Origin of the sequence: Mucilaginibacter ginkgonis (assembly GCF_009754905.2) — a bacterium.
Taxonomy (GTDB): domain Bacteria; phylum Bacteroidota; class Bacteroidia; order Sphingobacteriales; family Sphingobacteriaceae; genus Mucilaginibacter; species Mucilaginibacter ginkgonis.
In genome coordinates this window covers 2,943,280-2,967,119 of record NZ_CP066775.1, presented here as the reverse complement: position 1 = coordinate 2,967,119, position 23,840 = coordinate 2,943,280, and the positions used below count along the sequence as shown (strand labels likewise).

12 protein-coding genes, 1 tRNA gene and 2 rRNA genes are annotated in these 23,840 nt (G+C 44.2%); 11 read left to right on the top strand and 4 right to left on the bottom strand.

The features are described 5' to 3' along the window. The first annotated feature begins 249 nt into the window (after positions 1-249). Both GO620_RS13760 and rrf read left to right on the top strand, forming a co-directional pair. A 23S ribosomal RNA gene (locus GO620_RS13760) occupies positions 250-3,136 on the top strand. A 193-nt stretch (positions 3,137-3,329) separates the two neighbouring features. Next, positions 3,330-3,441: ribosomal RNA gene (gene rrf / locus GO620_RS13755) — 5S ribosomal RNA — on the top strand. A 783-nt stretch (positions 3,442-4,224) separates the two neighbouring features. Here the strand turns inward: rrf and GO620_RS13750 are convergent. Together GO620_RS13750 and GO620_RS13745 are read right to left on the bottom strand one after the other, a co-directional pair. Then, positions 4,225-4,617, bottom strand: a complete 393-nt coding sequence (locus GO620_RS13750) for an acyl-CoA thioesterase (protein ID WP_157526813.1) — start codon at positions 4,615-4,617, stop codon at positions 4,225-4,227. A 79-nt stretch (positions 4,618-4,696) separates the two neighbouring features. Beyond that, positions 4,697-8,014, bottom strand: coding sequence for a TonB-dependent receptor (locus GO620_RS13745; RefSeq protein WP_157526814.1), 3,318 nt, complete (start codon positions 8,012-8,014; stop codon positions 4,697-4,699). 324 nt (positions 8,015-8,338) lie between these two features. On the opposite strand from GO620_RS13745, the gene GO620_RS13740 reads away from it, so the two are divergent. Genes GO620_RS13740 through GO620_RS13730 form a run of 3 tightly spaced genes read left to right on the top strand, consistent with a single transcriptional unit; the run spans position 8,339 to position 14,011 of the window. Further along, positions 8,339-11,464, top strand: a complete 3,126-nt coding sequence (locus GO620_RS13740; RefSeq protein ID WP_157526815.1) for a SusC/RagA family TonB-linked outer membrane protein — start codon at positions 8,339-8,341, stop codon at positions 11,462-11,464. A gap of 15 nt (positions 11,465-11,479) precedes the next feature. After that, complete coding sequence (locus tag GO620_RS13735) at positions 11,480-13,060, top strand: SusD/RagB family nutrient-binding outer membrane lipoprotein (protein ID WP_157526816.1); 1,581 nt, start codon at positions 11,480-11,482, stop codon at positions 13,058-13,060. A gap of 18 nt (positions 13,061-13,078) precedes the next feature. Then, positions 13,079-14,011, top strand: a complete 933-nt coding sequence (locus GO620_RS13730; RefSeq protein ID WP_157526817.1) for a DUF4397 domain-containing protein — start codon at positions 13,079-13,081, stop codon at positions 14,009-14,011. A gap of 136 nt (positions 14,012-14,147) precedes the next feature. Here the strand turns inward: GO620_RS13730 and GO620_RS13725 are convergent, their stop codons facing one another. After that, complete coding sequence (locus GO620_RS13725) at positions 14,148-14,531, bottom strand: START-like domain-containing protein (protein WP_157526818.1); 384 nt, start codon at positions 14,529-14,531, stop codon at positions 14,148-14,150. A 178-nt stretch (positions 14,532-14,709) separates the two neighbouring features. On the opposite strand from GO620_RS13725, the gene GO620_RS13720 reads away from it, so the two are divergent. From GO620_RS13720 to GO620_RS13705, 4 genes are all read left to right on the top strand, one after another. Then, a tRNA-Met gene (locus GO620_RS13720) sits at positions 14,710-14,783 on the top strand. A 40-nt stretch (positions 14,784-14,823) separates the two neighbouring features. After that, positions 14,824-15,081 carry a GIY-YIG nuclease family protein gene (locus GO620_RS13715; protein WP_157526819.1) on the top strand — a complete coding sequence of 86 codons (258 nt, stop codon included), beginning with the start codon at positions 14,824-14,826 and terminating at the stop codon, positions 15,079-15,081. A gap of 156 nt (positions 15,082-15,237) precedes the next feature. Next, positions 15,238-16,686 carry an LptF/LptG family permease gene (locus GO620_RS13710; protein WP_157526820.1) on the top strand — a complete coding sequence of 483 codons (1,449 nt, stop codon included), beginning with the start codon at positions 15,238-15,240 and terminating at the stop codon, positions 16,684-16,686. Positions 16,687-16,770: 84 nt separating this feature from the next. Further along, positions 16,771-17,976 (top strand): bifunctional 3,4-dihydroxy-2-butanone-4-phosphate synthase/GTP cyclohydrolase II, encoded by a 1,206-nt coding sequence (locus GO620_RS13705; RefSeq protein ID WP_157526821.1) that lies wholly within the window; start codon positions 16,771-16,773, stop codon positions 17,974-17,976. Here the strand turns inward: GO620_RS13705 and GO620_RS13700 are convergent. Next, positions 17,973-22,430: a translocation/assembly module TamB domain-containing protein gene (locus tag GO620_RS13700; RefSeq protein ID WP_244139494.1), complete on the bottom strand. Its 4,458-nt coding sequence runs from the start codon at positions 22,428-22,430 to the stop codon at positions 17,973-17,975. The two genes, GO620_RS13705 and GO620_RS13700, sit on opposite strands and share 4 nt — an antisense overlap. Positions 22,431-22,494: 64 nt before the next feature. Here GO620_RS13700 and tsaD point away from each other — a divergent pair, with 64 nt between their 5' ends. Then, positions 22,495-23,499 carry a tRNA (adenosine(37)-N6)-threonylcarbamoyltransferase complex transferase subunit TsaD gene (gene tsaD, locus GO620_RS13695; protein WP_200230160.1) on the top strand — a complete coding sequence of 335 codons (1,005 nt, stop codon included), beginning with the start codon at positions 22,495-22,497 and terminating at the stop codon, positions 23,497-23,499. Positions 23,500-23,600: 101 nt separating this feature from the next. Then, positions 23,601-23,777, top strand: a complete 177-nt coding sequence (locus tag GO620_RS13690; RefSeq protein ID WP_157526823.1) for a hypothetical protein — start codon at positions 23,601-23,603, stop codon at positions 23,775-23,777. The last annotated feature ends 63 nt before the right edge of the window (positions 23,778-23,840 follow it).

The following is a 23,840-nucleotide window of genomic DNA, read 5'->3' as shown; positions in this document are numbered from 1 at the left end:
AATGATAATTCATTTACACATCTGCACATCATCAGATATGCACATCGGCGAACGTTCTTTGACATATTGGAAGAAGTAATTGAAGAAAAAACTGAGAAACAACAGTAGGGAAGTTGTTTAGTAGGTATCAAGTACTGAGTATCAAGTAGCAAGACTTCGGTCTTGATTCTTGTATCTTGATTCTTGACTCTGAAAAACGACCGAACAAATAATAAAGACATACCATAGCGAGCAAAAGCGTTATAGGTAGAAGAAAGTAAGAAAGGGTACACGGGGGATGCCTTGGCTCTCAGAGGCGATGAAGGACGTGATAAGCTGCGATAAGCTCGGGGGATTAGCAAATATGAATTGATCCCGAGATTTCCGAATGGGGAAACCTATCCATTTGAAGAATGGATGCATAAATGCGCGAACCTGCTGAACTGAAACATCTAAGTAAGCAGAGGAAGAGAAAACAATAGTGATTTCCTGAGTAGTGGCGAGCGAAAGGGAAGAAGCCCAAACCGTTGTTGTTACGGCAATAGCGGGGTTGTAGGACTGTGACATGGTACATTAACGTGAAGCTGAAGAGGTTGGGAAACCTTGCCAGAGAGCATGAGAGCTGCGTAAGCGTAAGCAATAATGACCTAACAGGATCCTGAGTACCGCGAGGTTGGAGACGCCTTGTGGGAATCAGCCGGCACCATCCGGTAAGGCTAAATACTACTGAGAGACCGATAGTGAACCAGTACCGTGAGGGAAAGGTGAAAAGAACCCCGAACAGGGGAGTGAAATAGAACCTGAAACCGTGTACTTACAAGCGGTCGGAGCCCGTAAGGGGTGACGGCGTGCCTTTTGCATAATGAGCCTACGAGTTACTCTTCTCTGGCAAGGTTAAGTGTTTAAGGCACGAAGCCGAAGCGAAAGCGAGTCTGAACAGGGCGTGCAGTCAGAGGAGGTAGACGCGAAACCTTGTGATCTACCCATGACCAGGTTGAAGGTGCGGTAACACGTACTGGAGGACCGAACCGATAAACGTTGAAAAGTTTCCGGATGAGTTGTGGGTAGGGGTGAAAGGCTAATCAAACTGGGAAATAGCTCGTACTCCCCGAAATGTTTTTAGGAACAGCGTGGCGGTAAAGTTATTAAGAGGTAGAGCTACTAATTGGGTGCGGGGGAGTCAAATCCTACCAAATCCAGATAAACTCCGAATGCTTGATAATATACGCTGCAGTGAGGCTCTGGGTGCTAAGGTCCAGGGCCGAGAGGGAAAGAACCCAGACCATCAGCTAAGGTCCCAAAATTACCATTAAGTTGAACTAACGAGGTCCGGCTGCACAGACAGCTAGGATGTTGGCTTGGAAGCAGCCATTCATTTAAAGAGTGCGTAACAGCTCACTAGTCGAGCGGCCGGGCATGGATAATAATCGGGCATTAAATGGTATACCGAAGCTATGGATTTGTACTTTACAGTACATCTGGTAGGGGAGCATTCTGTTGGCGGTGAAGCATGACACGACAAGTGCATGTGGAGCTTACAGAAAAGCAAATGTAGGCATAAGTAACGATAAGGCGGGAGAGAAACCCGCCCACCGAAAGACTAAGGTTTCCTGATCAACGCTAATCGGATCAGGGTTAGTCGGGGCCTAAGGATAACCCGGGTGGGGATTCCGATGGACAACTGGTTAATATTCCAGTACTTTTTACAACTGCGATGCAGTGACGGAGTAGTGACACATCCGCGTGCTGACGGAATAGCACGTTAAAGGCAGTAGGTATAGGTTTCATTGTAAAGTACGTGAGACTTGCTGAAAGCTGATAGTACCGCGAACCTTCGGGGGAGTGGATAGTGATGGTAATCAGACTTCCAAGAAAACCTGCTAAGCTTCAGGTTGTAAAAACCCGTACCGTAAACCGACACAGGTAGTCGAGGAGAGAATCCTAAGGTGCTCGAGTGAATCATGGCTAAGGAACTCGGCAAAATGGCCCTGTAACTTCGGGAGAAGGGGCGCTTGTAGCAATACAAGCCGCAGTGAAAAGGCCCAGGCGACTGTTTAACAAAAACACATGGCTTTGCAAAATCGAAAGATGACGTATAAGGCCTGACACCTGCCCGGTGCCGGAAGGTTAAGAGGGGATGTTAGTTAGCAATAGCGAAGCATTGAATCGAAGCCCCGGTAAACGGCGGCCGTAACTATAACGGTCCTAAGGTAGCGAAATTCCTTGTCGGGTAAGTTCCGACCTGCACGAATGGTGTAACGATCTGGGCGCTGTCTCAGCCATGAGCTCGGTGAAATTGTGGTATCGGTGAAGACGCCGGTTACCCGCAACGGGACGGAAAGACCCCATGCACCTTCACTACAACTTAACATTGATATCGGCTACAGGATGTGTAGGATAGGTGGGAGACTGTGATCTTGCTTCGCCAGGAGTAAGTTAGTCAACGTTGAAATACCACCCTTTCTGTATCTGGTGTCTAATCCTGCAAAGCGGGAGACATTGTTTGGCGGGTAGTTTGACTGGGGTGGTCGCCTCCAAAAAGGTAACGGAGGCTTTCAAAGGTAAGCTCAGTACGCTTGGTAACCGTACGCGGAGTGCAATAGCATAAGCTTGCTTGACAGTGAGACAGACAAGTCGAGCTGGGTCGAAAGACGGATATAGTGATCCGGTGGTTCTGCATGGAAGGGCCATCGCTCAAAGGATAAAAGGTACGCTGGGGATAACAGGCTGATCTCCCCCAAGAGCTCATATCGACGGGGAGGTTTGGCACCTCGATGTCGGCTCGTCACATCCTGGGGCTGGAGAAGGTCCCAAGGGTTGAGCTGTTCGCTCATTAAAGTGGCACGCGAGCTGGGTTCAGAACGTCGCGAGACAGTTCGGTCCCTATCTGTTGTGGGCGTTGGAAGTTTGAGTGGGGCTGACCTTAGTACGAGAGGACCGGGTTGGACTAACCTCTGGTGAATCTGTTATGCCGCCAGGTGTACTGCAGAGTAGCTACGTTGGGAATAGATAAGCGCTGAAAGCATCTAAGTGCGAAACTAGCCACAAGATGAGACTTCCATTGAGGGTCGTAGCAGACTACTACGTTGATAGGTCACAGGTGTAAAGGTGGTGACACCATAGCCGAGTGATACTAATTGCCCGAAGCTTTCTTCGACAACAGATAAGTGGTGCGGGTTTCCGCCCGCACCACCCAATCAAAAACAACAAGACTGTTGTTTACTCAGTACTTCAAGTACTTCTTTCAATTATTGTCATTGTTTGTGATAGTGAATAGTGAGCAGAGAATAGAGAGTGGTTGTAAACTACTTAACTACTCACCACTTAACCACTCACCAACTATAAAATATTCAGGTGCCTATATCGGCGGTGTCCACCTCTTCCCATTCCGAACAGAGAAGTTAAGCCCGCCAGAGCCGATGGTACTGCGGTAATACGTGGAAGAGTAGGTCGGCGCCAAATCTTATCTCCTTTATTGGAGCTACTTAAAGCCTCATCGTTCATTCGGTGAGGCTTTTTTGTTTGCCTTAGCTTCACTTATCACAGCAATCAGAAGATCTCCGACCAACAACCGGGCCTTAGACCTCTCCCGCCAACACTCCCTAATCAAGTTCGGGATAGGTCGCCAGATAACTCTCCCTATCCTCCTTTAAAGACCAAATAAGAATCGATCAGTAGATAGTTTCAGAATTCGCAGAAAGCCCCTTTTCCTTGGATAGGGGTTGGGCCACTTATTGGTATGCCGATTATACCAGAGTGCAAAATCGCTTTAAAATCTTGCTAACATTCCAACACTGCTGTAACATGATGTGACAGTATGTGACACTTTTTGAGTAAAAAAACGGCAAAGCTGAAACACTGACACGATCGTGCATTGTTGATTTACAATTACTTATAATGATGACATGATCTCGCCAGATACTAATAAGTCAGTATTGTTAGAGAAACTGTCACATGTTACACCCGTCCGTCACTGACTGATGGAAGAGTAGGGCGCCAACCCGATAGCTATAGGGAGTTATCTCCTTTATGAGAGTTACTTAAAGCCCATCGTTCGATCGGTGAGGTTTTTTGTTTAATAGCTGGTTATCGGTACTACCCTTTTCCAGCCCTCTCCAAAGAAAAAGGAGCTGTGGAACAGATTAGCTATGTCATTCAGAGTGAAGGATCTTATCGAAGAGATAAAACCTTGAGAAGGTAATCCCTTTCAAGGTTCGATATTCAAAATTCGGCATTCAAAATTCATTAAATTACCTTCACCGGGTTCTTGTGCTGGTCTATAGCTACAAAAGTAAATGTACCGGTGATGGCCTTCTGCCTAACTTCGGAGTACATCTCTTCAATGAAGATTTCTACCAATACCTTTAAACTAGTATTGCCTATATGCGCGATGCTGCCAACTAATTCTATGATGGTTCCGGCTGGGATAGGTTTGTTGAAATCTATGCGGTCAGACGAGACAGTTACCACACGCTTTCGGCTAAAGCGGGTGGCAGCTATGAAGGCCACCTCATCCATCAGGTGCATGGCCGTACCGCCAAAGAGGGTGTCGTAGTGATTAGTAGTATTCGGAAATACCGCTTTAAATATGCGCGTTTCAGCGAGTTTCACGCGTTCTTCTATTGTTGAATGTTCCATTAGAAAATATAAGAACTTAAGGTACAAAAAAAGCCGGCTCAAATAATCAAGCCGGCTTTGAGCTATAAAGTTATCGGTCTTAGTTAAAGATATATCTTAAACCAATTTGGGCGTACCAGCGTGAACCTGCACTTGTGTCATTAATGAATGACTGTGTAGGGCCGGTTGCCGAACCTGTAAGCTGAGGGAACGCATAAGTTGCACGCCCGGTGGCTGCATCTAAGCCTGCATAACGCAATACCGTTGTTGCACCGTTACCGAAACCGCTGTAAGAATTTTGATATAAGCCCCAGTTTTTATTCAGCAAGTTAGTGAAGTTGATCACGTCAAAAGTAACCTGTAGCGTGTTTTTAACTTTACCTGTTTGAATAAAGATATCCTGAGCAGCATGGAAATCTAAACGTTTAAAGTAAGGTAAGATAACGCCATTACGCTCTGCAAACTGACCGCGGTGGCTGTTCAGGTATTTATCCTGGCTAATGAAAGCATCCAGTTGTTGCCAGATCTGGTCAGTAGTACGGGTATCAGTCGCGCTGTTTTTAACCAGGATAATGTCGCTTTGATTACGCGGAATGTACATCAGGTCGTTGGTAGCACCGTCGTTGTTAGGGTCACCGCTGGTGATGTATGATACTGCACCACTGTTTGCCATCTCGAATTTGAAACCAACTGTTGTAGTACCGATCTTGCCTTCATTCAACTTATAGTAAGCTGTCGCGATAACACGGTTAGGCATTACATAAGAGCTGTTTGAAACCACATTAGCGTTAGGATCGTTAGCTACATAACGTGTACTCCAGATGGTAGACGCGGTAGAACCACCATCGTTTACGTCTTTGGCGCCGCTATGTGTATAAGCGATATTAGCATATAAACCGTTTGCAAAGCTCTTTTGCAATTGTGCAGTTACAAAGTAAGAATAACCTTTGCTGCTATTGGTCATATAATATAGGCCGGTGATTGCAGGATTGGTAGCACTTTGAGGTGAAGCGGCAGATGGTGTAATGTTACGGGATGCGTAACGGATCTGGCCTTCTACACCCGGAAGTGTTGCGTAAGCATTAGACAATACCAGGTTTTGGTGATAAATGGCATTGATGTCTTTAGTATACGCACCCTCTATAGTACCGATGATACCCCACGGTAACCTTTGGTCAACTGCTAAGTTAGTACGGAAGATTTGAGGGTATTTAAGATTCGGGTCTGTAACGTCTAACTCATAAGAAGTGTTAGCTGCTGTAGAAGCCGGACGGTTAGCATCAACATTTGGATTGAAGATCAAACGGGGATCATTAGGGGTAGCAGCTTTTGTAACTGTACCCGAACCGAATAACAGACCATTGTTTGATGCCTGGTTAGATATCCAAACAAAAGGGATTAAACCAGTGAAGATACCTGTACCACCACGTAGTTGAGTGGTTTGGTCGCCAAATATATCCCAGTTGAAACCAACACGTGGTGATAATAAAACACGGTTGTTTGGCAGTTTAGATGGATCAACCTGTATGCCGTTTGGATAACCACCCTGGAATGTTAAGGCCGCTGCATTAGGGTTTGAAGCTAAGCTGGTTGGGAAGATATCATAATCTGCACGTAAACCGTAAGTAATACGCAGATTATCTGTGGCATGCCATTTGTCCTGGGCATACAAGCTCAAGATTGCTGCTTTGATCTTTGCATAAGGGAAAGAACCATCAGGCAGGGCCGAGTTACGATAAGTATAAGCTTGGGCAGGCAAACCATTTATAAAGTCTGATGCAGAAGCATAAGTGTATAGACCGTTATAATCCGGAGCGAAACCATTTACATAGCTTTGGATTTGATTATTAGTACCGATGGTGATCTCATGTGCGCCGGCAAAAATGCTCACATCATCAGAAAACTGAGTGATGTTGGTGCTTAACAAGTTACCTGCAGTATAAAGTTCAGACCCAAAGCTGGTTAATGTAGCGCTTGGAGCGGTAGTAATGACACCTGCAGCAGTTGTCGTTCCGTTACCGATATCTACCATCGGAATGGTAGAACTACCAGAGAATGCACGGAAGTCGCGCAAGGCTGAATACCCAACAGTCAGCTTATTAGACACCTTGTTGCTGAACTTGCTGTCTAACTCGATGATACCGATGTTAAAGTTGTTATTTATACGATAGCCGGCACCAAAGAATGGCAGCGTATTAGGACCTGCCGCCCGGGTTGTGCCATAGCCAACACCACCGTTAGTGATACCAGAGTTACTTGGCGGTTGGTCTGCGTATGATTTTAAGTAGAAATACTTAGCACTCAACACGTTGTTTTTATCGATGTTCCAATCTAACTTAACTGTTGCTTTATCGCTGTAGGTAGCAAAGTTAAACTGCTGGTATGGCCCCGGATCATAACCATACTTGGTTTTCAACGTATTCGCTATGTCATTGAGTGTGGATGCGTTAACGTTAGACGCGCTGCCATCTGCACCGGAACCTGCAGCTACATAGCTATTAGCAGGACGTTGTATACGCTCTTGCTCGCCGGATACGAATAAGAATAATTTGTTTTTGATAATAGGTCCACCTATAGCAACACCTGTTGAGCGGTACGTAAATGGCGTTTTAGCAATAGTAACATCACCCGCTTTGTAGCCGGTTAAACCGGTACCGCGAATGAAATCATAAACGGTACCTTTTACAGTGTTTGTACCTGATTTTAACACCGTATTGATACCTGCACCCGTAAAGTTACCCTGACGAACGTCGAAAGGAGCGATATCAACCTGTATCTGGTCGATCGCGTCGAGAGATATCGGTTGCGAACTTGTTTGACCGCCCAATGTACTCGATAAACCAAATGAGTTGTTGAACAATGCACCATCAACGGTCAAGTTGTTAAATGTACTGCTGCGGCCGCCAAAGTTTTGGCCGTTTGCCGATGGTGTTAAGCTTGTGAAGTCGTTCAATGAACGGTTAACTGTTGGCAAGTTGTCGATCTGGCTGCGTGTAACTGTCTCACGCGCACCGGTGCGTGACGAGTTAATTACTTTGCTGCCGGTACCGGTAACCTTTACTTCTTTCAACGCAATGTTGTTTTCTTGCAAGGGGGCGTCGATACGCTGGTCCTGGCCAATGTTTAAAGTGAGGTTATCTTGCTGAAAGGTTGAATAGCCGATAAAGGAAACCTTCACAGTGTACGGCCCGCCAACCCTTAAGTTAGGAATGTTGTAACGGCCATCTGCACGGCTTACTGCTGTGTAAACTGTACCTGTTGGGGTGTGGGTAGCGGTAACTGTAGCCCCGGGGATTGGCCCCTTGCTGTCGGATACAATACCGTTTAAACTTGCAGTAGTTACCCCCTGGGCATTAGCCTTAAATTGGGTTGTCGCTACGGCAATAAGCGCTAAAATAATAAGTAGAAACTTACGCATAGTTGCTGTTTTAAGTGATTAAATGAACTTTCGCAAAAATCTATAATGTTTTTGGAAGCAATGTTAAAAATTTGTTAACATTCATACATTTTTCATAACAGATGTGGACAATGAATGTGGATTTGAAATTAGCATTCATTCGTGTGTAAGTCAAACACGAAGGCCATCATCCAATGGTAACAAACATGTTACAAAACAAAATACCTTGCCTCTCCTGCGTGGAAATCCAATTTTTTGAAGTTTCTTTACATCTGCGTTGTCATGTTATTATCAGATTTGATGACTTGAGCGCAGGCTAACCTCTAATAAAATATAAACGCGCGTATGAAGAAAATTCTACTCCTGTTTTTCCTGGTAAGTTTATGCGGTGTAATGCAAGTTATGGCGCAGGCGCTAACCATTTCCGGAAAAATTACTACAAGTGAAGACGGCAGCCCACTGCCTGGTGCCACTGTAAAGGTCAAAGGGACCACAAACGCTGTTAGCACAGATGCTAACGGTAACTATTCTATCAGGGCCAATGCCGGCCAGGTACTGGTTTACAGCTTTACTGGTACGGTAACTACAGAACGTACTATTGGCTCGCAAACAACCATTAATGTACAGCTGAAAGCAGATGTTACTTCACTTCAAGAAGTAACCGTTACAACAGGTTTTGGTGTTAAGCAAGAAAAGCGCGACCTGACGTCGTCTACACAGACAATATCCGGTACCGCGATTGCTCAAACCAACCGCGAAAACTTTGTAACCGCGTTGCAAGGCCGCGTGGCCGGTGCTACGGTTACCAGCTCTACCGGTTTGCCCGGTGCGTCTGCGACTGTGGTTTTACGTGGTATCACGTCAATTGGTGGTAATAACTCGCCGCTGTATGTCGTTGATGGTATCCGTGTAAACAATGACGCTACGGCGCAAAGTTCATTGGCTTCCAACGGCGATAACCGCCGCGAGGACTTTACCAACCGTATTGCTGACATTAACCCCGATGATATTGAGACGGTAACCGTATTGAAAGGGGCGGATGCCGCCGCTGTTTACGGTTCTGATGCTGCAGGCGGTGCCATTATCATTACTACTAAAAAAGGCAAGAGTGGCGATGGCAGCATTGCTTACAACAACAACTTTAGCTGGGCCAGTGAATATCGCTTTCCTCAGATCCAAAAAACATTTGGACCGGGCAGCAGCGGTTATCTTGACCCAACTGTGAGAAATGCTTTCGGACCGGCGTATGCACCCGGAACGCAGACCTACAATAACTTGCAGAACACCTTCCAGACAGGTATGTCGCAAACACATGACATATCATTCTCTGGCGGTAATGATTTGTCAAGCTATCGCGTGTCTGCAGAATACCGCCATTCAGGTGGTGTGTTACCTGTAGCTTATAACGATAAGTTTTCTTTGCGTTTAGCAGGCCAGTCTAAGATCACTTCAAAGTTAACCAGCAGTGCCAGCTTCAACTATTTTAATATAGATAACCGCAAGCTAAACAAAGGCAATTCGGGTACGTATATCAATGCCTTATCATGGCCTACTAATGATGATGTGCGCGTTTATGAAAACCCTGACGGCAGCCGCCGTACGTTGTTACCGGCAAAGCTGACCAACATCGTAACTGACGCAGCCATTGATTTTGACAACCCGTTTTGGGATGCTCATCACAACATCAGCCGGGACAGAACAAACCGATTAATAGGTAATGTTGACTTGTCTTATGACCCTGCCAAGTGGTTAAACCTGCGTGGCTTGGTGGGTATCGACTACTACACTACCCAAGGCAATAACTTATTAAGCCAGTATAGTTCGTCATACCAAAATTCGGTCGTAAATACATTTGCTGCTACTAATGGTATTTTCTCTGGTGGTATCATAGATAACTATGACGATAACAACTTGTTATTGAACGGCTCGTTCTTCGCAACGGCTAAACATCAGTTTGGCGGCTTGCGCGCTACTTTAGCAGTGGGTGCCGAGGTTTACGATGGTAAGGATATTGTGAATAGCCAATACGGTGAGAGGTTCCTTCAGCCCGATTTTAATACCATCAACAATACTACACCTACAACACAACGCGCTGTAACCAACTATGCAGAAACACGCCGTATTGGTGAAATTGCCCGTTTAAGCTTAGTGTGGAAAGAATTGATCACTTTTAATGCTACTGCACGTAATGATTACTCATCACGTTTAGCAGGCACTCAAAAAGATTCTTATTTCTATCCTTCGGCAGGTGTTGGTTTTAATTTCTCTGAATTGCCGATGTTAAAAGGCAACCAAACTTTAACTTTTGGTAAGATACGCTTCTCTTACGCAGGTGTTGGTAAAGACCCGTTTGCGCCGTACAAAATCAAATCCAGTGTATTGCAGCAAGCAACAACTGGTGGTGGTTACGCGTATGACGTTACAGGTAACAACCCTTTCCTGAAACCTGAGAAAGATTATCAAATGGAGTTAGGTACAGAGTTACAATTCTGGGGAGGCAAATTAGGAGCTGAGATCAACTTCTATAAATACCGTGCAACTAACCAGATATTTGACCCGCGTATTAGCTACGGTTCCGGCTACATCTTGGAATTGGTAAACGGTGGCGAGATCCAAAATCAAGGTATAGAGATCTCATTGAACGGTACCGCTTACTCAAGCAAAAACTTTACGTGGAAGCCGTTTATGAACTTCTTCCTCAACAGAGGTAAAGTGATCAATTTGGGTAACCTGCCTGAATATTACAACTCTGATACCTGGTTATATGCTAACGCACGTGCAAGTATATTCCCGGGCAGCAGCTTAACTAACATCGCATCTTACACTTATGCAAGGAATAATGCAGGCCAGATATTGGTAGATCCATCAAGCGGTATGCCTGTTAGCAATGGAACATTTGTTACCACTGGTGACCGCCAGCCTAAATTTACTTTAGGCGTAGGTAACAGCTTTACATACAAATCTTTCGCGCTTACTTTCTTAGTAGACTGGCGCCAGGGTGGCGATGTGTTTAACGGTAATGAGTTGTTCTTAACCCGCTATGGCTTAAGCACCCGCACCTTGAATAGGTTGACACCTATTGTGGTGCCGGGCGTATTAAAAGACGGCAACGAAAACTCTGCTAACCCTACAGTAAATACAATAAAGGTTACGCCTTACTATCAAACCGGTTACTATACCAATGCTATCGAGTCTGATTTTATTGAGCGCAACATTTACACAATTCGCTTACGCGACGTAACGTTAAGCTATACGTTGCCTCAATCAATTTTGTCGCACCAGAAGGTCTTCAAGTCGGCGGGTGTGTTTGTTACCGCAACAGATTTGTTCCTGATCACTAACTACACAGGCGCAGATCCGGAAGTTAACGGTACAAACTCTGCTACCAGAGGTGCAGGTGCACAAGGTTTTGATTATGGTGCGGTGGCAACGCCAAGGGTTGTTTCTTTTGGTGTAAGTGTGAAATTATAAGGAGATTAAAAGGATATGAAAAAACTCATATATATCATAACTGCAGCGTTAACCTTAGGTACGCTGGACAGTTGTAAGAAATTTGTTGATATAAACACCAACCCTAATGCGCCCACCAGCGTAGACGCAGCTTCATTGCTGCCGCCTATTGAAGCAGGTATGGAGCGTGGTGTATGGTATGACAGCCGTTACATTGGCCAGTATTCACAAATGTGGGGTGCGTCTACCGCCAACAATGTTTGGGACCAGGAAGGTTACGTTCCCGGAAGCGACTCAGCAGGTGAAATGTGGCGTACAGTTTATTTTAGCTTAGGCCAAAACGTAACCCTGATGATGCAGGACGCGATGGCTAACAACAAGTACGAATACTTAGGCGTTGCGCATGCGTTGCGTGCCTGGGGCTGGCAAACAGGCGGCGATCTGTACAATTATATGATCGTTAAAGAGGCGTTTGACCCAACCAAGCTGACCTTTAACTATGACTCGCCGGACTACGTCTACGCAGAGGTAATCAGAGAGTGCCGCCAGGCCTTAAGCTTTTTTGCACAAGCGACAAAGGCTGATGGTAATGCAGGCGTTTCTGCAACTTTAGCTAAAGGTGATTATATGTATTATGGCGACCGTTCTAAATGGGTAAAGTTTATTTACTCAATAATGGCTACTAATGCATTACACCTAAGCAACAAGGCTACTTTTAGCGCAGACTCTGTAGCCAAATATGTTGATCTTTCTTTTGCCAGCAATGCAGATAACGCAAGCGTACAAAACACCGGATCAAACTCAGGCGACGCCAACTTCTGGGGCCCTACACGCGGTAACTTAGCAGGATTCCGTCAATCTGATTTCATCGTTAGGTTACTTGATGGTCGAATCTTAGCAGGAAAAGCCGCGCAAGACACACTTGCAGACCCTCGTTTACCTTTACTTTTAAATAGAAGTAAAGACAGGACCTACCGAGGTGTTATACCACCTCTTGGAGATCCGAACTCATCTGACGCCAATACATTGATCCCACAGTTTGCAGGTGCTACAACTGCTAACTCCGGAACTTCGGCAGCTAAATACCTGTTCAACGACAATTCACGTGGTGTTTTAATGACTTACCCGGTTTTGCAATTCATGAAATCCGAGGCTTTATTTAAGAAAGGTGACCTCGCAGGTGCTTATACGGCCTACATTAATGGTGTAAAAGGAGCATTGGAATTTGCAAGCAATCCGCCAATTGGTGGCGCTTTAACAGGTAGCACGAATTATATTTCGGCGACTGCACAAGCAGCGTATTTAGCAGGTCCAAGCGTACGCCAGTCCGCTGCTACATTAAAACTGAGTGATATCCTACAACAGAAGTTTATCTCATTGTTTTTATGGAATCCGCTTGAGCAATGGGCAGATGAACGCCGTTACCAGTACGACGCAAATATTTTCCAGGGATTTGTTAAACCTGGAACCCTATATGCCGACAATGCAGGTAAACAGGTTTATGTAGTTAGGCCGCGTTACAATTCAGAGTACATCTGGAACATTCCGGCTTTGCAGTCATTTGGCGCTACAGCACCGGATTACCACACCACTAAACCTTGGTTTATTTTGCCATAACGCTTAAAAAGAATTACAATGAAAAAAACAAAATATATATTTCTGGGCTTGCTGGCGCTTAGCGCGGTAGCATGTAAAAAAAGCGTAATTACTCAGTTTGGCGATGTTAAAACCGGTACAAACTTAAAGTTTGTGCAAACAGCTCCGGGTTTACCTGCGGTTGACGGTTATGTAAACGGTACCAAGATCACACCGTCACAGTCGCTTTCTGTTACAGATAACAGCCTGACTACCTCAATTACCACCGGTATCATTTATAACTATACCGGTTCTACAACAACTTACCTGGGGCTGTTCCCGGGTAGCAACTATGCGGTTGTAGGTTCTGGTGCAACTGCTATCAAAGTGGTGACAACCACAAACGTACCGGCCTTAGCAACGGCACAAACATCTGCGCCGGGCACCACAATTGGTTCTGTTACACAAAACACCTCAGATGATTCTTATTACACCATCTTTACTTTAGGACTTCCGGGGTCTGCTACCGCACCTGTAGGCATTAAAGTTATTGAAGATAAATTCACACAAACAGATGGCACAAAAGCTTACGTGCGTTTTGCCAACATGATCCCTAATGCTACAAGCGCGTTAGATCTGGCATCAACCGTAACGCTTACCGGCGCGTCGGCTGCAACTACAACTACATTTGCTACAAATGTTGCTTATGGCAGTGCAAGCGATTTTATCGCGGTTCCGGTTAATAGCTCAGGCCTATCAAGTTATACCTTCCAGGCATATGCTACAGCTACAACTACAAAAGTTGGAGCAGTATCAAGCACCGTATCATTAGCGCCGGGCAGATATTATACCATTATAGGTCGTGGCCTGGCTGCTGACTACGCTGTACCGGGCACCACGATTACATTAAAAGCATCTGCAAGGCCGGCAACATCAACATTGCCCGAGATTTACTTTGCACCTGCACAGTTGGTATTTTATACCAATAAATAAGAAGCTCAAAACCAGATCTTTTTTACAATCGAAACCCTTGCAGCAAGCTGCAAGGGTTTTTTATTGATCAGGTTTCGAACCTTGGGAAATAAAAAAGCCACTCGTGAAAGTGGCTTTGTAAATATTGTAAGGTAGATTAAGCGCCTATAACGCTCACCAGATATTGTATTTGACTGTCCCAGATTTGTTTGCGTTCTGCAATCGATTCTTGCGTTGCAAAATCAGTTATACTTAATGCCACATCATTGGTAAGTTCATCCTGCACTACTTCCATCTCAAAATAGCATTGCGGTTCGTCGTCGAGCCATTTAAATCGTACCAGCTTATTCTCTTTGTAGATAAGCAACTTTGCTTTCTGCTGCTCTCCATCATCCCAAATAAACGTGTAGTCGTTATCTCGTGCCAGCACCTGGTCGGCAAACCACTGCATTAAACCGTTGGGTTCACTTATAAAATTGAAAAGAATACGTGGAGAAGACTTAATCTCATATTCAATATGAAATTTCTTTTTTTCGGACATAAGGGTCAACACGGTTTAAGTTAACGGGGAGTAAAAGTGAACATATTTTCTAAAGAAAGCGATTTTATCCTATATTTGCAAACCTTTTTAAGAAAGGCACGGCGGGGTAGCTCAGATGGTTAGAGCGTAGGATTCACATCCGTTAGCTAACGGACGTTTGTTCTTAAATAAAATTTTTGGCGGGGTAGCTCAGATGGTTAGAGCGTAGGATTCATAACCCTAAGGTCGGCAGTTCGATCCTGCTCCCCGCTACTTTTAAAGCCCCTTTTCGGGGCTTTTTTATTTAATGATTATGTTTACGGTATACGTTTTGCATTCGCCTTTACACAATCAGATCTACGTTGGTTATACGGCCGACCTGCAACAGCGCTTTTTATCACATAACGAACTTGCAACTAAGGGGCACACCATAAAATATCGACCTTGGGTGATTGCACATACGGAGGTTTTCAAATCTAAAAGCGAAACGCTTAAACGGGAAAAAGAATTAAAGTCGCAGCAAGGGCGTAAATTCATTTGGAATTTAGTTCACGAGATCAACAAAGTGTAGTGTTCATATCCGTTAGCTAACGGACGGCAGTTCGATCCTGCTCCCCGCTACAGTAGAGCCACTTGCTAAAGTGGCTTTTTTGTTGTCCAATTTTCCGCTTTTCTTATCGTTATAATTACAAAGCTTTGCATTTGGCAAATAGCTAACTTTGCGTTATTGAAAAAGATACATCTTTTAATTCTTAAGTCATTCATCAGGCCGTTTATCGTCACGTTTTTCGTGGTGATGTTCGTGTTGTTGATGTTATTCCTCTTCAAATACATCGACGACCTTATAGGCAAAGGCTTTCAGTGGTATATCATCCTCGAGCTAATGGCTTACTCGTCCGCCACTAATGTAGCAATGGCGTTGCCGCTATCTGTGCTGTTATCATCCATCATGACATACGGCTCCTTAGGAGAGAACTACGAACTGGTGGCCATCAAGTCGGCCGGCATTTCGCTAAGAAGAGCTATGTACCCCATGATCATTGTAATCAGTGTTCTGGCCATATCGGCTTTCTTGTTTTCTGATTACATGCTGCCTATCGCCAATCTTAAGTTTTATTCATTACTGTATGATGCCAGGCAGCAAAAGTCTGCGTTCCTGATTAAAGAGGGCGTATTTAACAATAGCTTTCAGGGATATTCCATCCGGGTAGATCGTAAAGACCCCGACGGTCAAACGCTTCACGGCATTATGATCTATCAGCGTAATCCTGCAGAGAATAACAATAATGTGTTGTTTGCGAAGGAGGGCCTCCAGTATCGTACGCCAAACAATCAATACCTGGTATTGCAGTTAAAGGACGGCATTAGGTACGAGGAGAATCCCGGGCAGTACGGCAACAACAATAGGCAGCGTTTTACACGGTTTAGGTTTAAAACTACCGAGCAAAAGTTTGACCTTTCTGTTTTCGATTTGAAACGTACTGCGGAGAGCGACTTTAGCCGCAACTTTCAAATGATGAACGCTAAGCAGCTGCGTCATTACCGCGACTCAACGCAGCATCATATAGACAGTGGCGCTACCACTAATTTTAGACTTGTTGGGGCATACTACCGATACTTCGCTTTCCCGCATAAATACAAAAATAAAACGGTGGCTTATATACCTTATAAACCAGACTCTGTTGTAAAAGATCGCATCCAGGATCTAAACATAAAGTCGACAGCAATTGCAAATGCCTCAAATGAAGCCACATCTATTAAGAACGCAATAAAGCTACGTGCGGATAATTACAAAAATGTTTCGCGCGAGATACGAAGTTCCATTGTAGAATACCAGAAGAAGTTTACGCTATCTGTAGCCTGCCTTGCCCTGTTTTTAATCGGCGCGCCCTTAGGAGCAATTATCCGTAAAGGAGGATTAGGGTTGCCGGTTGTTGTATCGGTTATATTCTTCCTTATCTATTATATTATTTCTACCATAGGTGAGAAGTCGGTTAAGGAAGGCGACATGTCGCCATTGGTAGGTATGTGGATAGCTATCTTTGTGTTAACCCCAATCGGACTTTTTCTTTCCTACAAAGCAGCTACAGATTCGGTATTGTTTGATGTCGACCTTTATAAAAAGTTCTTTTCGAAATTTATTCCCAAACGTTTTCAGAAAAACGCCGCAAGGTGATTTTACATACAAGCGACCATCTTTGCAAGCTTTTGATGTAAATTTGATAGGAGTTGTATCTATCGCGCTCAATTGAAACCTAGTATGCTGAACACTATACCCGAAGCCATTGAAGCTATTAAGGCTGGTAAAACTATCATAGTTGTTGATGACGAAGACCGCGAAAACGAAGGCGACTTTTTAACAGCGGCCAGGAATGCCACCCCGGAGACCATCAACTTTATGGTCACTCACGGGCGTGGGCTTGTATGCGCACCAATTTCGTTAGAACGGGCACAACAATTGGAGCTATCCCCAATGGTTGGACAAAATACGGCCTCGCACGAAACTAACTTTACGGTTTCTGTTGACTTGTTAACGCAGGGCTGCACTACCGGTATATCTGCCACCGACAGATCAAAAACTATTTTGTCTTTAATAAATGAAAATACCCAGCCGCAAGACTTGGGAAGGCCCGGGCATATCTTCCCGCTAATTGCTAAAGATGGCGGTGTGTTGCGTCGTGCAGGGCACACAGAGGCGGCTATCGATCTGTCAGTAATGGCAGGATTTGAGCCTGCTGGTGTGATCTGTGAGATAATGGATGAAAACGGCGACATGGCCAGGTTGCCGCAATTGCTGCAGATCGCAAAGAGATTTGATCTGAAAATTGTTTCAATAAAGGACCTCATCGCCTATCGTCTCACAACGGAATCTCTTATTAAAAGAGAGATTTCTGTAAAAATGCCAACCGAATGGGGGGATTTTGATATGGTGGCCTACACCCAAATCGACACCGGCGAGCATCATCTGGCTTTAATTAAAGGGACTTGGGAGCCGGGCGAGGAAGTACTGGTACGTGTGCACAGTTCATGCGTTACCGGCGACATATTTGGTTCTTGCCGCTGTGATTGTGGTCCTCAATTGCATAAAGCGATGGAGATTATCAGCAAAGAAGGTAAAGGCGCAATTGTTTACATGAACCAGGAAGGGCGTGGTATTGGCTTAATCAACAAACTTAAAGCTTATCACTTACAAGAGAATGGCTTAGATACCGTTGAAGCCAATATTAAACTTGGCTTTAAAATGGACCAGCGCGATTACGGCGTTGGTGCACAGATCATCCGCAGCCTGGGCATTTCTAAGATGCGCTTATTAACCAACAATCCAAAAAAACGAGCCGGTTTGGTAGGTTATGGCTTAGAAGTGGTAGAGAACATCCCTATAGAGATAGCCTCAAATCCACATAACGAAAACTATTTGAAAACTAAGCGCGACAAAATGGATCATGCCATTTTGTTAAACCACTAAAGCGGATTTTTTTCTTCGTTGGGGTCATAGGGCTCTGTTGTTGAGCCATCACTTCTACTTATAGGCGGCGGTGTATTTGCAGGGGCTTTTGAAACGCGTTTTCTGCGTGTGAATAAACTTTTCAAAAACTCGCCCGGAGAGTCAAAGTCGCGTTGGTACACTAAGCCCACACCGTTTACGTACTGCACATCTATCGGGCCGGTATTATTAAGATTACTTAAAGTAGTACTATTCAACACTCTATATGAGTATCGAGCTTTCAGACGGCCATCAGCCCTTAAAAGATAATCTGCCTCAAAGTCTTTGGTGTAGCTGTTAAGGTTAGAATTGAATAATGCCTGTGTGCCGCCGCCGCCAAATATGTTGTTGTTAGAAGCAGTATTATATAAGCTACCGCTTAATGATAAACGTTCTTTAAATAACCTTACAGAAGCACTGGCATCGCTAAAGGAACGGAAGCTTAGATCCACATTCTTTAAATTTTGAGATAAAACGTTATTCAACTGGTTAAAGAATACTTCGCTAACAGCATCTTGTGCAGTGCTTTTTACCTGGTCTGTTACGTTACTTCCATAACCTGTGGCAAATTGCCGCCTTACAATGATGCTTAGCGCCTGCTGGCTTCTATTATTATAATCTGTAAGGTATTGGCTTACATCATCCTTTACAGAGGGGTCTGTAGGGAAGTTAAAGTCGAAATCGATGTTTGGATGCAAAAGCGACTTGGTAAGTATTAATTCTGCCTGCACTAACTCAAACTTACTGGTTGGTGCTGCTAAGCCTGCCGCGGTGTACAAGTTGTTGATATTTGTTCGTACCTCGTAAAATGCCTGCATATCTATGTTGGCATTGGCCGGGTCGCCGGTCCAGCGAATGGTACCCCCTTGGTTAACCTGAAAGAGTTTACTTATAAAGTTCTTAGCTGTAAACAAGAACTTGCCGGATGAGATGAGATAGTCACCAAAGATCTCGAAATCGCCCAGACTATTAATATTTAGTTTGAGATTGTTGGTAATTCCGCGGCCTTCTAATTGGCCATAGTCTGTAGTGATGCGGACGACAGTTTTTTCATCAGCAGTCAGATCAAAGTTTAGTGTAACACCGTTAAAGCTATTGGTGAGCGGCACAACCCTCGCCGAATCTTTATGCGCCACAAAACGGATAAAGTCATAATCGCCGGCAGTGGCAGATGTGTTAAGCGGTATGTTAAACACCGTGCTGTCTTCTGTGCGTGCCCTAATGTCTATCTTCATGTTATCGATAGGGCCTGCGAAGCTAAACCGCCCTGTCGCGAACGCCTTGCCGTAATACTGGCTATTCTCTTTTACTGTGGTATTAAGCGCCAAAAACTTATTGGTGTTAAGCACCACGTTAATATTAGGGTTCGACAGGTTGTTTAAATCAACGGTACCATTGGCCGTAGCCTTACCTCTGTGCCCATCGGTAAGCTGCATATTCTTTATCTGAATGACACTATTTTTTACATCAAGCTTGTCATTAATGATATATGACGTGTTGAGATAATCAACTTTGACGCCCGTATTTGAAAGAGTAAGATCGCCGTTAAGGGCCGGCTTTGAAGCTGTGCCTGTAAGTTTCAAATTAGTTGATATAGTACCTTTAAGATCGGACACCAAACCTTTTACAAACGGGCTGAATATAATAGCCTCCGTTTGGTTCATCTTTACATCAAAGTCCAGTGTATTGTTGTCCCCGCTTAAATGATAAACGCCACCTATCTTCATCGTCTCCAAACCGCGGTTCAGAATATTCATGTTGATGTCGGCTTCATTCCGTTCATTATCCAAGCTGGACGCGATGGCAACATTCCCCACCTGTGTGTCGTTCATCTTAAGTGAGTCGATCTTGAGCTTGGCGTCAACCCCCGGCTTGCCGGTTATCGCCGTCGCTACAACCTCCCCGTTAAGCGTTCCGGAGAGTTTTATACCGGCGGCTTTGGTCAACTGGTCCAACGTACTCATCCTGAATTTTTCAAAATCCAGTTTTAACTCATCTTCCGGGCTGTCAGAAATAAATCCGTTAATCTTTGCTTTTTGCTCGCCGTTGGTCAGCTCAAAGCCGGATATTTGCGTTTTGCCGTTTAATAAGCGAATGCGCACTTGGTTATTCAAGTGCCATTTCTGATTCTCGAGGATTACATCTGAGGGCAATAATTTCAGCTTAGCAGTAGTGTCGCGACCAAATTCAACTAAACCGTATAGGTCCAACTGGTTGACGGCATTTTTGTCCGATAATTTAATGTTAAAATCTAGGCTGTCTTTTTTAAGGAAGTTGGTAACTGTAATGTTTTTTATAAATAAGCTGTCCGTGATATCAACCTTGCTTAGCGATAAGTTGACGCCCAAAAAGTCATTATTCGTGCTTTCGTCAATAATAAAATCATGGAAAACGGTTTTACCATATTTCAATGTTTTGATATAACCGTTCAGCACAGCCTGGTTGGTCGCCGAGTTGAATTGTCCCGTAAATGTCCCACGTTCCGGGATGCGCAGTTGCGGCATAAATGCCGTTAGGAATGGGTCGAGGTTTTTAAGCTGAAGCGTGAATTGAAAATTTTGCGGCCCCGGTTTAACGATCGTTGTTTTAAGCGAAGGAATGTATTGCTTAACAATGGTTTTGAAGTACGAAGGCAGGGTAGCAAGATCGTACGTTCCGGTTAGGGTGCCGTCCATCAAATCAGACCGTAAAGTAATCATGCGGTTGCTGCCAAGACCCCGCGCTTTTACCTCTATCGAATCTACAACGTAATTGTGGCGCGGATCAACTATCCTGATTGGCGTAAAGCTGGCAACACCTTGCAGGTTCTTAAGATCGTTACCCGATATTTTTACTTTAAATATTGTACTAACGGTAACGGTATCCTTCAGAAATTTCAGCCTGTAAAGGTTAGCTTCATTTACATTAGCATTTACCGTGTAAACCGGCAGATTTGGTTTAAGGTCAATGCTGCCATTTAGATCGAGCTTGATATTCCTGTCATTAACTTTTACGACGGCTTTAGCTGCCTGATTAATAAACTGGCCGTTAAGTGCGATGTTGTGATACTGATATTTATTGAAAACAAGGTAGTCTATCTTAGCGTCGGTTTTGATGTTTAGGTTTTTAAGATCGTCGCCGCTGCCATTAATGTTGGCGGCGAGTGTGGTCCGGCCTAAAGATGCCTCACCAAGCATGGCACCTACATCAAAATTAAACAGCTTGATCTTGCCTGCATAAGTTGGCACGTTTTTCAAAGTGATGTGCAGATTAGGGTCAAAGCGGCCCAGCTTAGTTTTGAAAGTTCCCACCATTTGGAAATTTTCTTGCAGGCCATTCATTCGTCCGGTGAAATTGATATTGCCAAACTTGTTCAGAAATTCCGGCAGGGCAAATTTGTAGTCGCCTGAAAAGCGGCGGATCAGGTAATCAAGGTCTTTCTTATTTGTGGCCAGCTGGTCGAAATCAAGATTAAGGTGAGTGCTGTTCCAGTCGGGGAGGCCTTTCAGCGTAAAATTTCCTTTAACATAAGTAGCTTGTCCGCCCGTAACCTGTAGGTTTTTGGCAATCAGGTTGTTTACCTTTCCGCTAACATGGCCACTTACACCAAGGTCGAACTGAACTTTATCCAATGAACTGGTGAAGAAGGCAATGTCTTTTGATGAAATAAAAGACGAGCGGATGTCTGCATCCATTAATATCTTGTTTTCGAAGTCGCTGAAATCATCAAAGGATTTAAACTTCATACTCAGATAATTTTTCAGGTCTGAGTTGCCGGTTTTAAGATGAAAATCTTGCAATAATATCCGGTTGCTATCTATGGTAGCATTGGCAGCCAGTTTTTGTAATAAAAATCCGCTTTTCTCGCGCAGGCTAAAACCTTCAATACGCGATTTAAAAATGTGATTTTTAACGTCGATGTTATGCAGTACTGTGGTAAAGTGATTGATATCCAGATCGGCAAAGTTTACCTCGTGAGGCGTAACGCGATGAACTAACTGGTTTTTATAGCGAAAATGGAAATTATTAAGCCCGATACGGTTAAAAGTAATAGTCCAGGGCTTTGATGGGGTTTTAGGCTTCGCCGGATTGTTAAAATAATCTATGATGAACTGCAGGTTAGACGTACTATCCTTTTGTTTCTTCAGATATGCCGAACCGTTGTCGAGTGTGATGTTCTCGAAATGAATGGTGCGCGCTGTAATGCTGCTGAATATAGAAAAGCGGTTCAACTCCACGCTTAACTTTGGTGTGCTAACCAAAGTGTCCTGCTGCTTATCCAGCACATAAAATCCTTCTAATACAACTGATGAGAACGGCACCAGGTAGATGCTCTTAATACCGATTTTGGTGTGCAGCTCTTTTGATAAATAAGCAGTGGCCTTTTTAGCAGCCCATGTTTGCACCGGTTTGTATTGAAGAATGAGCAGGAACACGCTCACCATAAGTAAGAGCACCAATACTATCCCCAGCGCTATTTTAAGTGCTTTTTTAATAACTTTGTCTTTTTAAAAGCCCCGCGTGCCTGTAATTTTAGGAATTGAATCTTCTTGTGACGAAACGTCTGCCGCTATTTGTATAGACGGACAAATGCTTAGCAATATTATTGCCAATCAAACTATTCATGAGGCATATGGCGGGGTTGTGCCCGAACTGGCCTCTCGTGTTCATCAGGTAAATATCATTCCGGCTGTACAACAGGCCATCCTGCTAGCAAAAGTAAACAAAAATGAAATAGATGCGGTGGCTTTTACGCGCGGCCCCGGACTTTTAGGTTCTCTGCTTGTAGGCGTTACATTTGCCAAGGCTTTCGCCCTTGCTAAAGACATTCCGATTATTGAAATAAACCACATGCAGGCGCACGTGTTAGCGCATTTTATTGGTGATAATAAACCTGAGTTTCCATTTTTATGTCTCACCGTTTCGGGTGGGCATACGCAGATAGTTTTGGTAAAGGATCATTTTGACATGGAGATCATTGGCCAGACGCAGGACGACGCCGCGGGCGAGGCACTGGATAAAACCAGCAAGGTTTTAGGCTTGCCATACCCCGGCGGGCCGTTAATTGATAAATTTGCACGTCAGGGCGATCCGGACAGATTTAAATTCCCCGAGCCACAGATACCCGGTTATAACTTCAGTTTCAGCGGGCTAAAGACATCAATTCTTTATTTTATAAGGGACAATGAAAAGATAAATCCAAACTTTATCCAGGAAAATATTGCAGATATATGCGCTTCTGTTGAAAAACGGGTTGTCACTATTTTATTAAATAAATTGAAGAAAGCAGCCCTTGATCACGGCATAAAAACTATCGCGCTTGCAGGAGGTGTTTCGGCCAATACAGGTTTGCGTCAGGGCATACAACAATTAGCAGATGAACAGGGATGGAAAAGCTTTATCCCGGCGTTTCAATATTGCACAGATAACGCGGCCATGATAGCCATTGCAGGATATTATAAATATCTAAAAGGCGAATTCACCGGGCAAGATGTCGCGCCATTGGCCAGGATGCCCTTTAGATAATGAGTGAATTTTGAATGAGTGAATGATAGAATGTTATCCTTTATCTTCGCTCTTCTTTAATATTCTATCACTCTATCATTCACTTATTCTATCATAATAAAATGTCTTTCCCTTCCCTTATCTTCTGGCTCATATTTGTAGTTCCATTAGTCATATTCCTCGTTTGGTTAATGCGACAGAATAAGGATAAAAAGAACGGTACATGGGGATTGATCATTGTTGTAGTGATCGTCGCTGTGGCGATCATTTACATGTATGCTAAGACTGGCGGGAAGTAATGCCTTACCCCTGCTTTCTCCAACGGGAGAGAGTGAAATTTAATTATCAGTGTCATGCCGAAC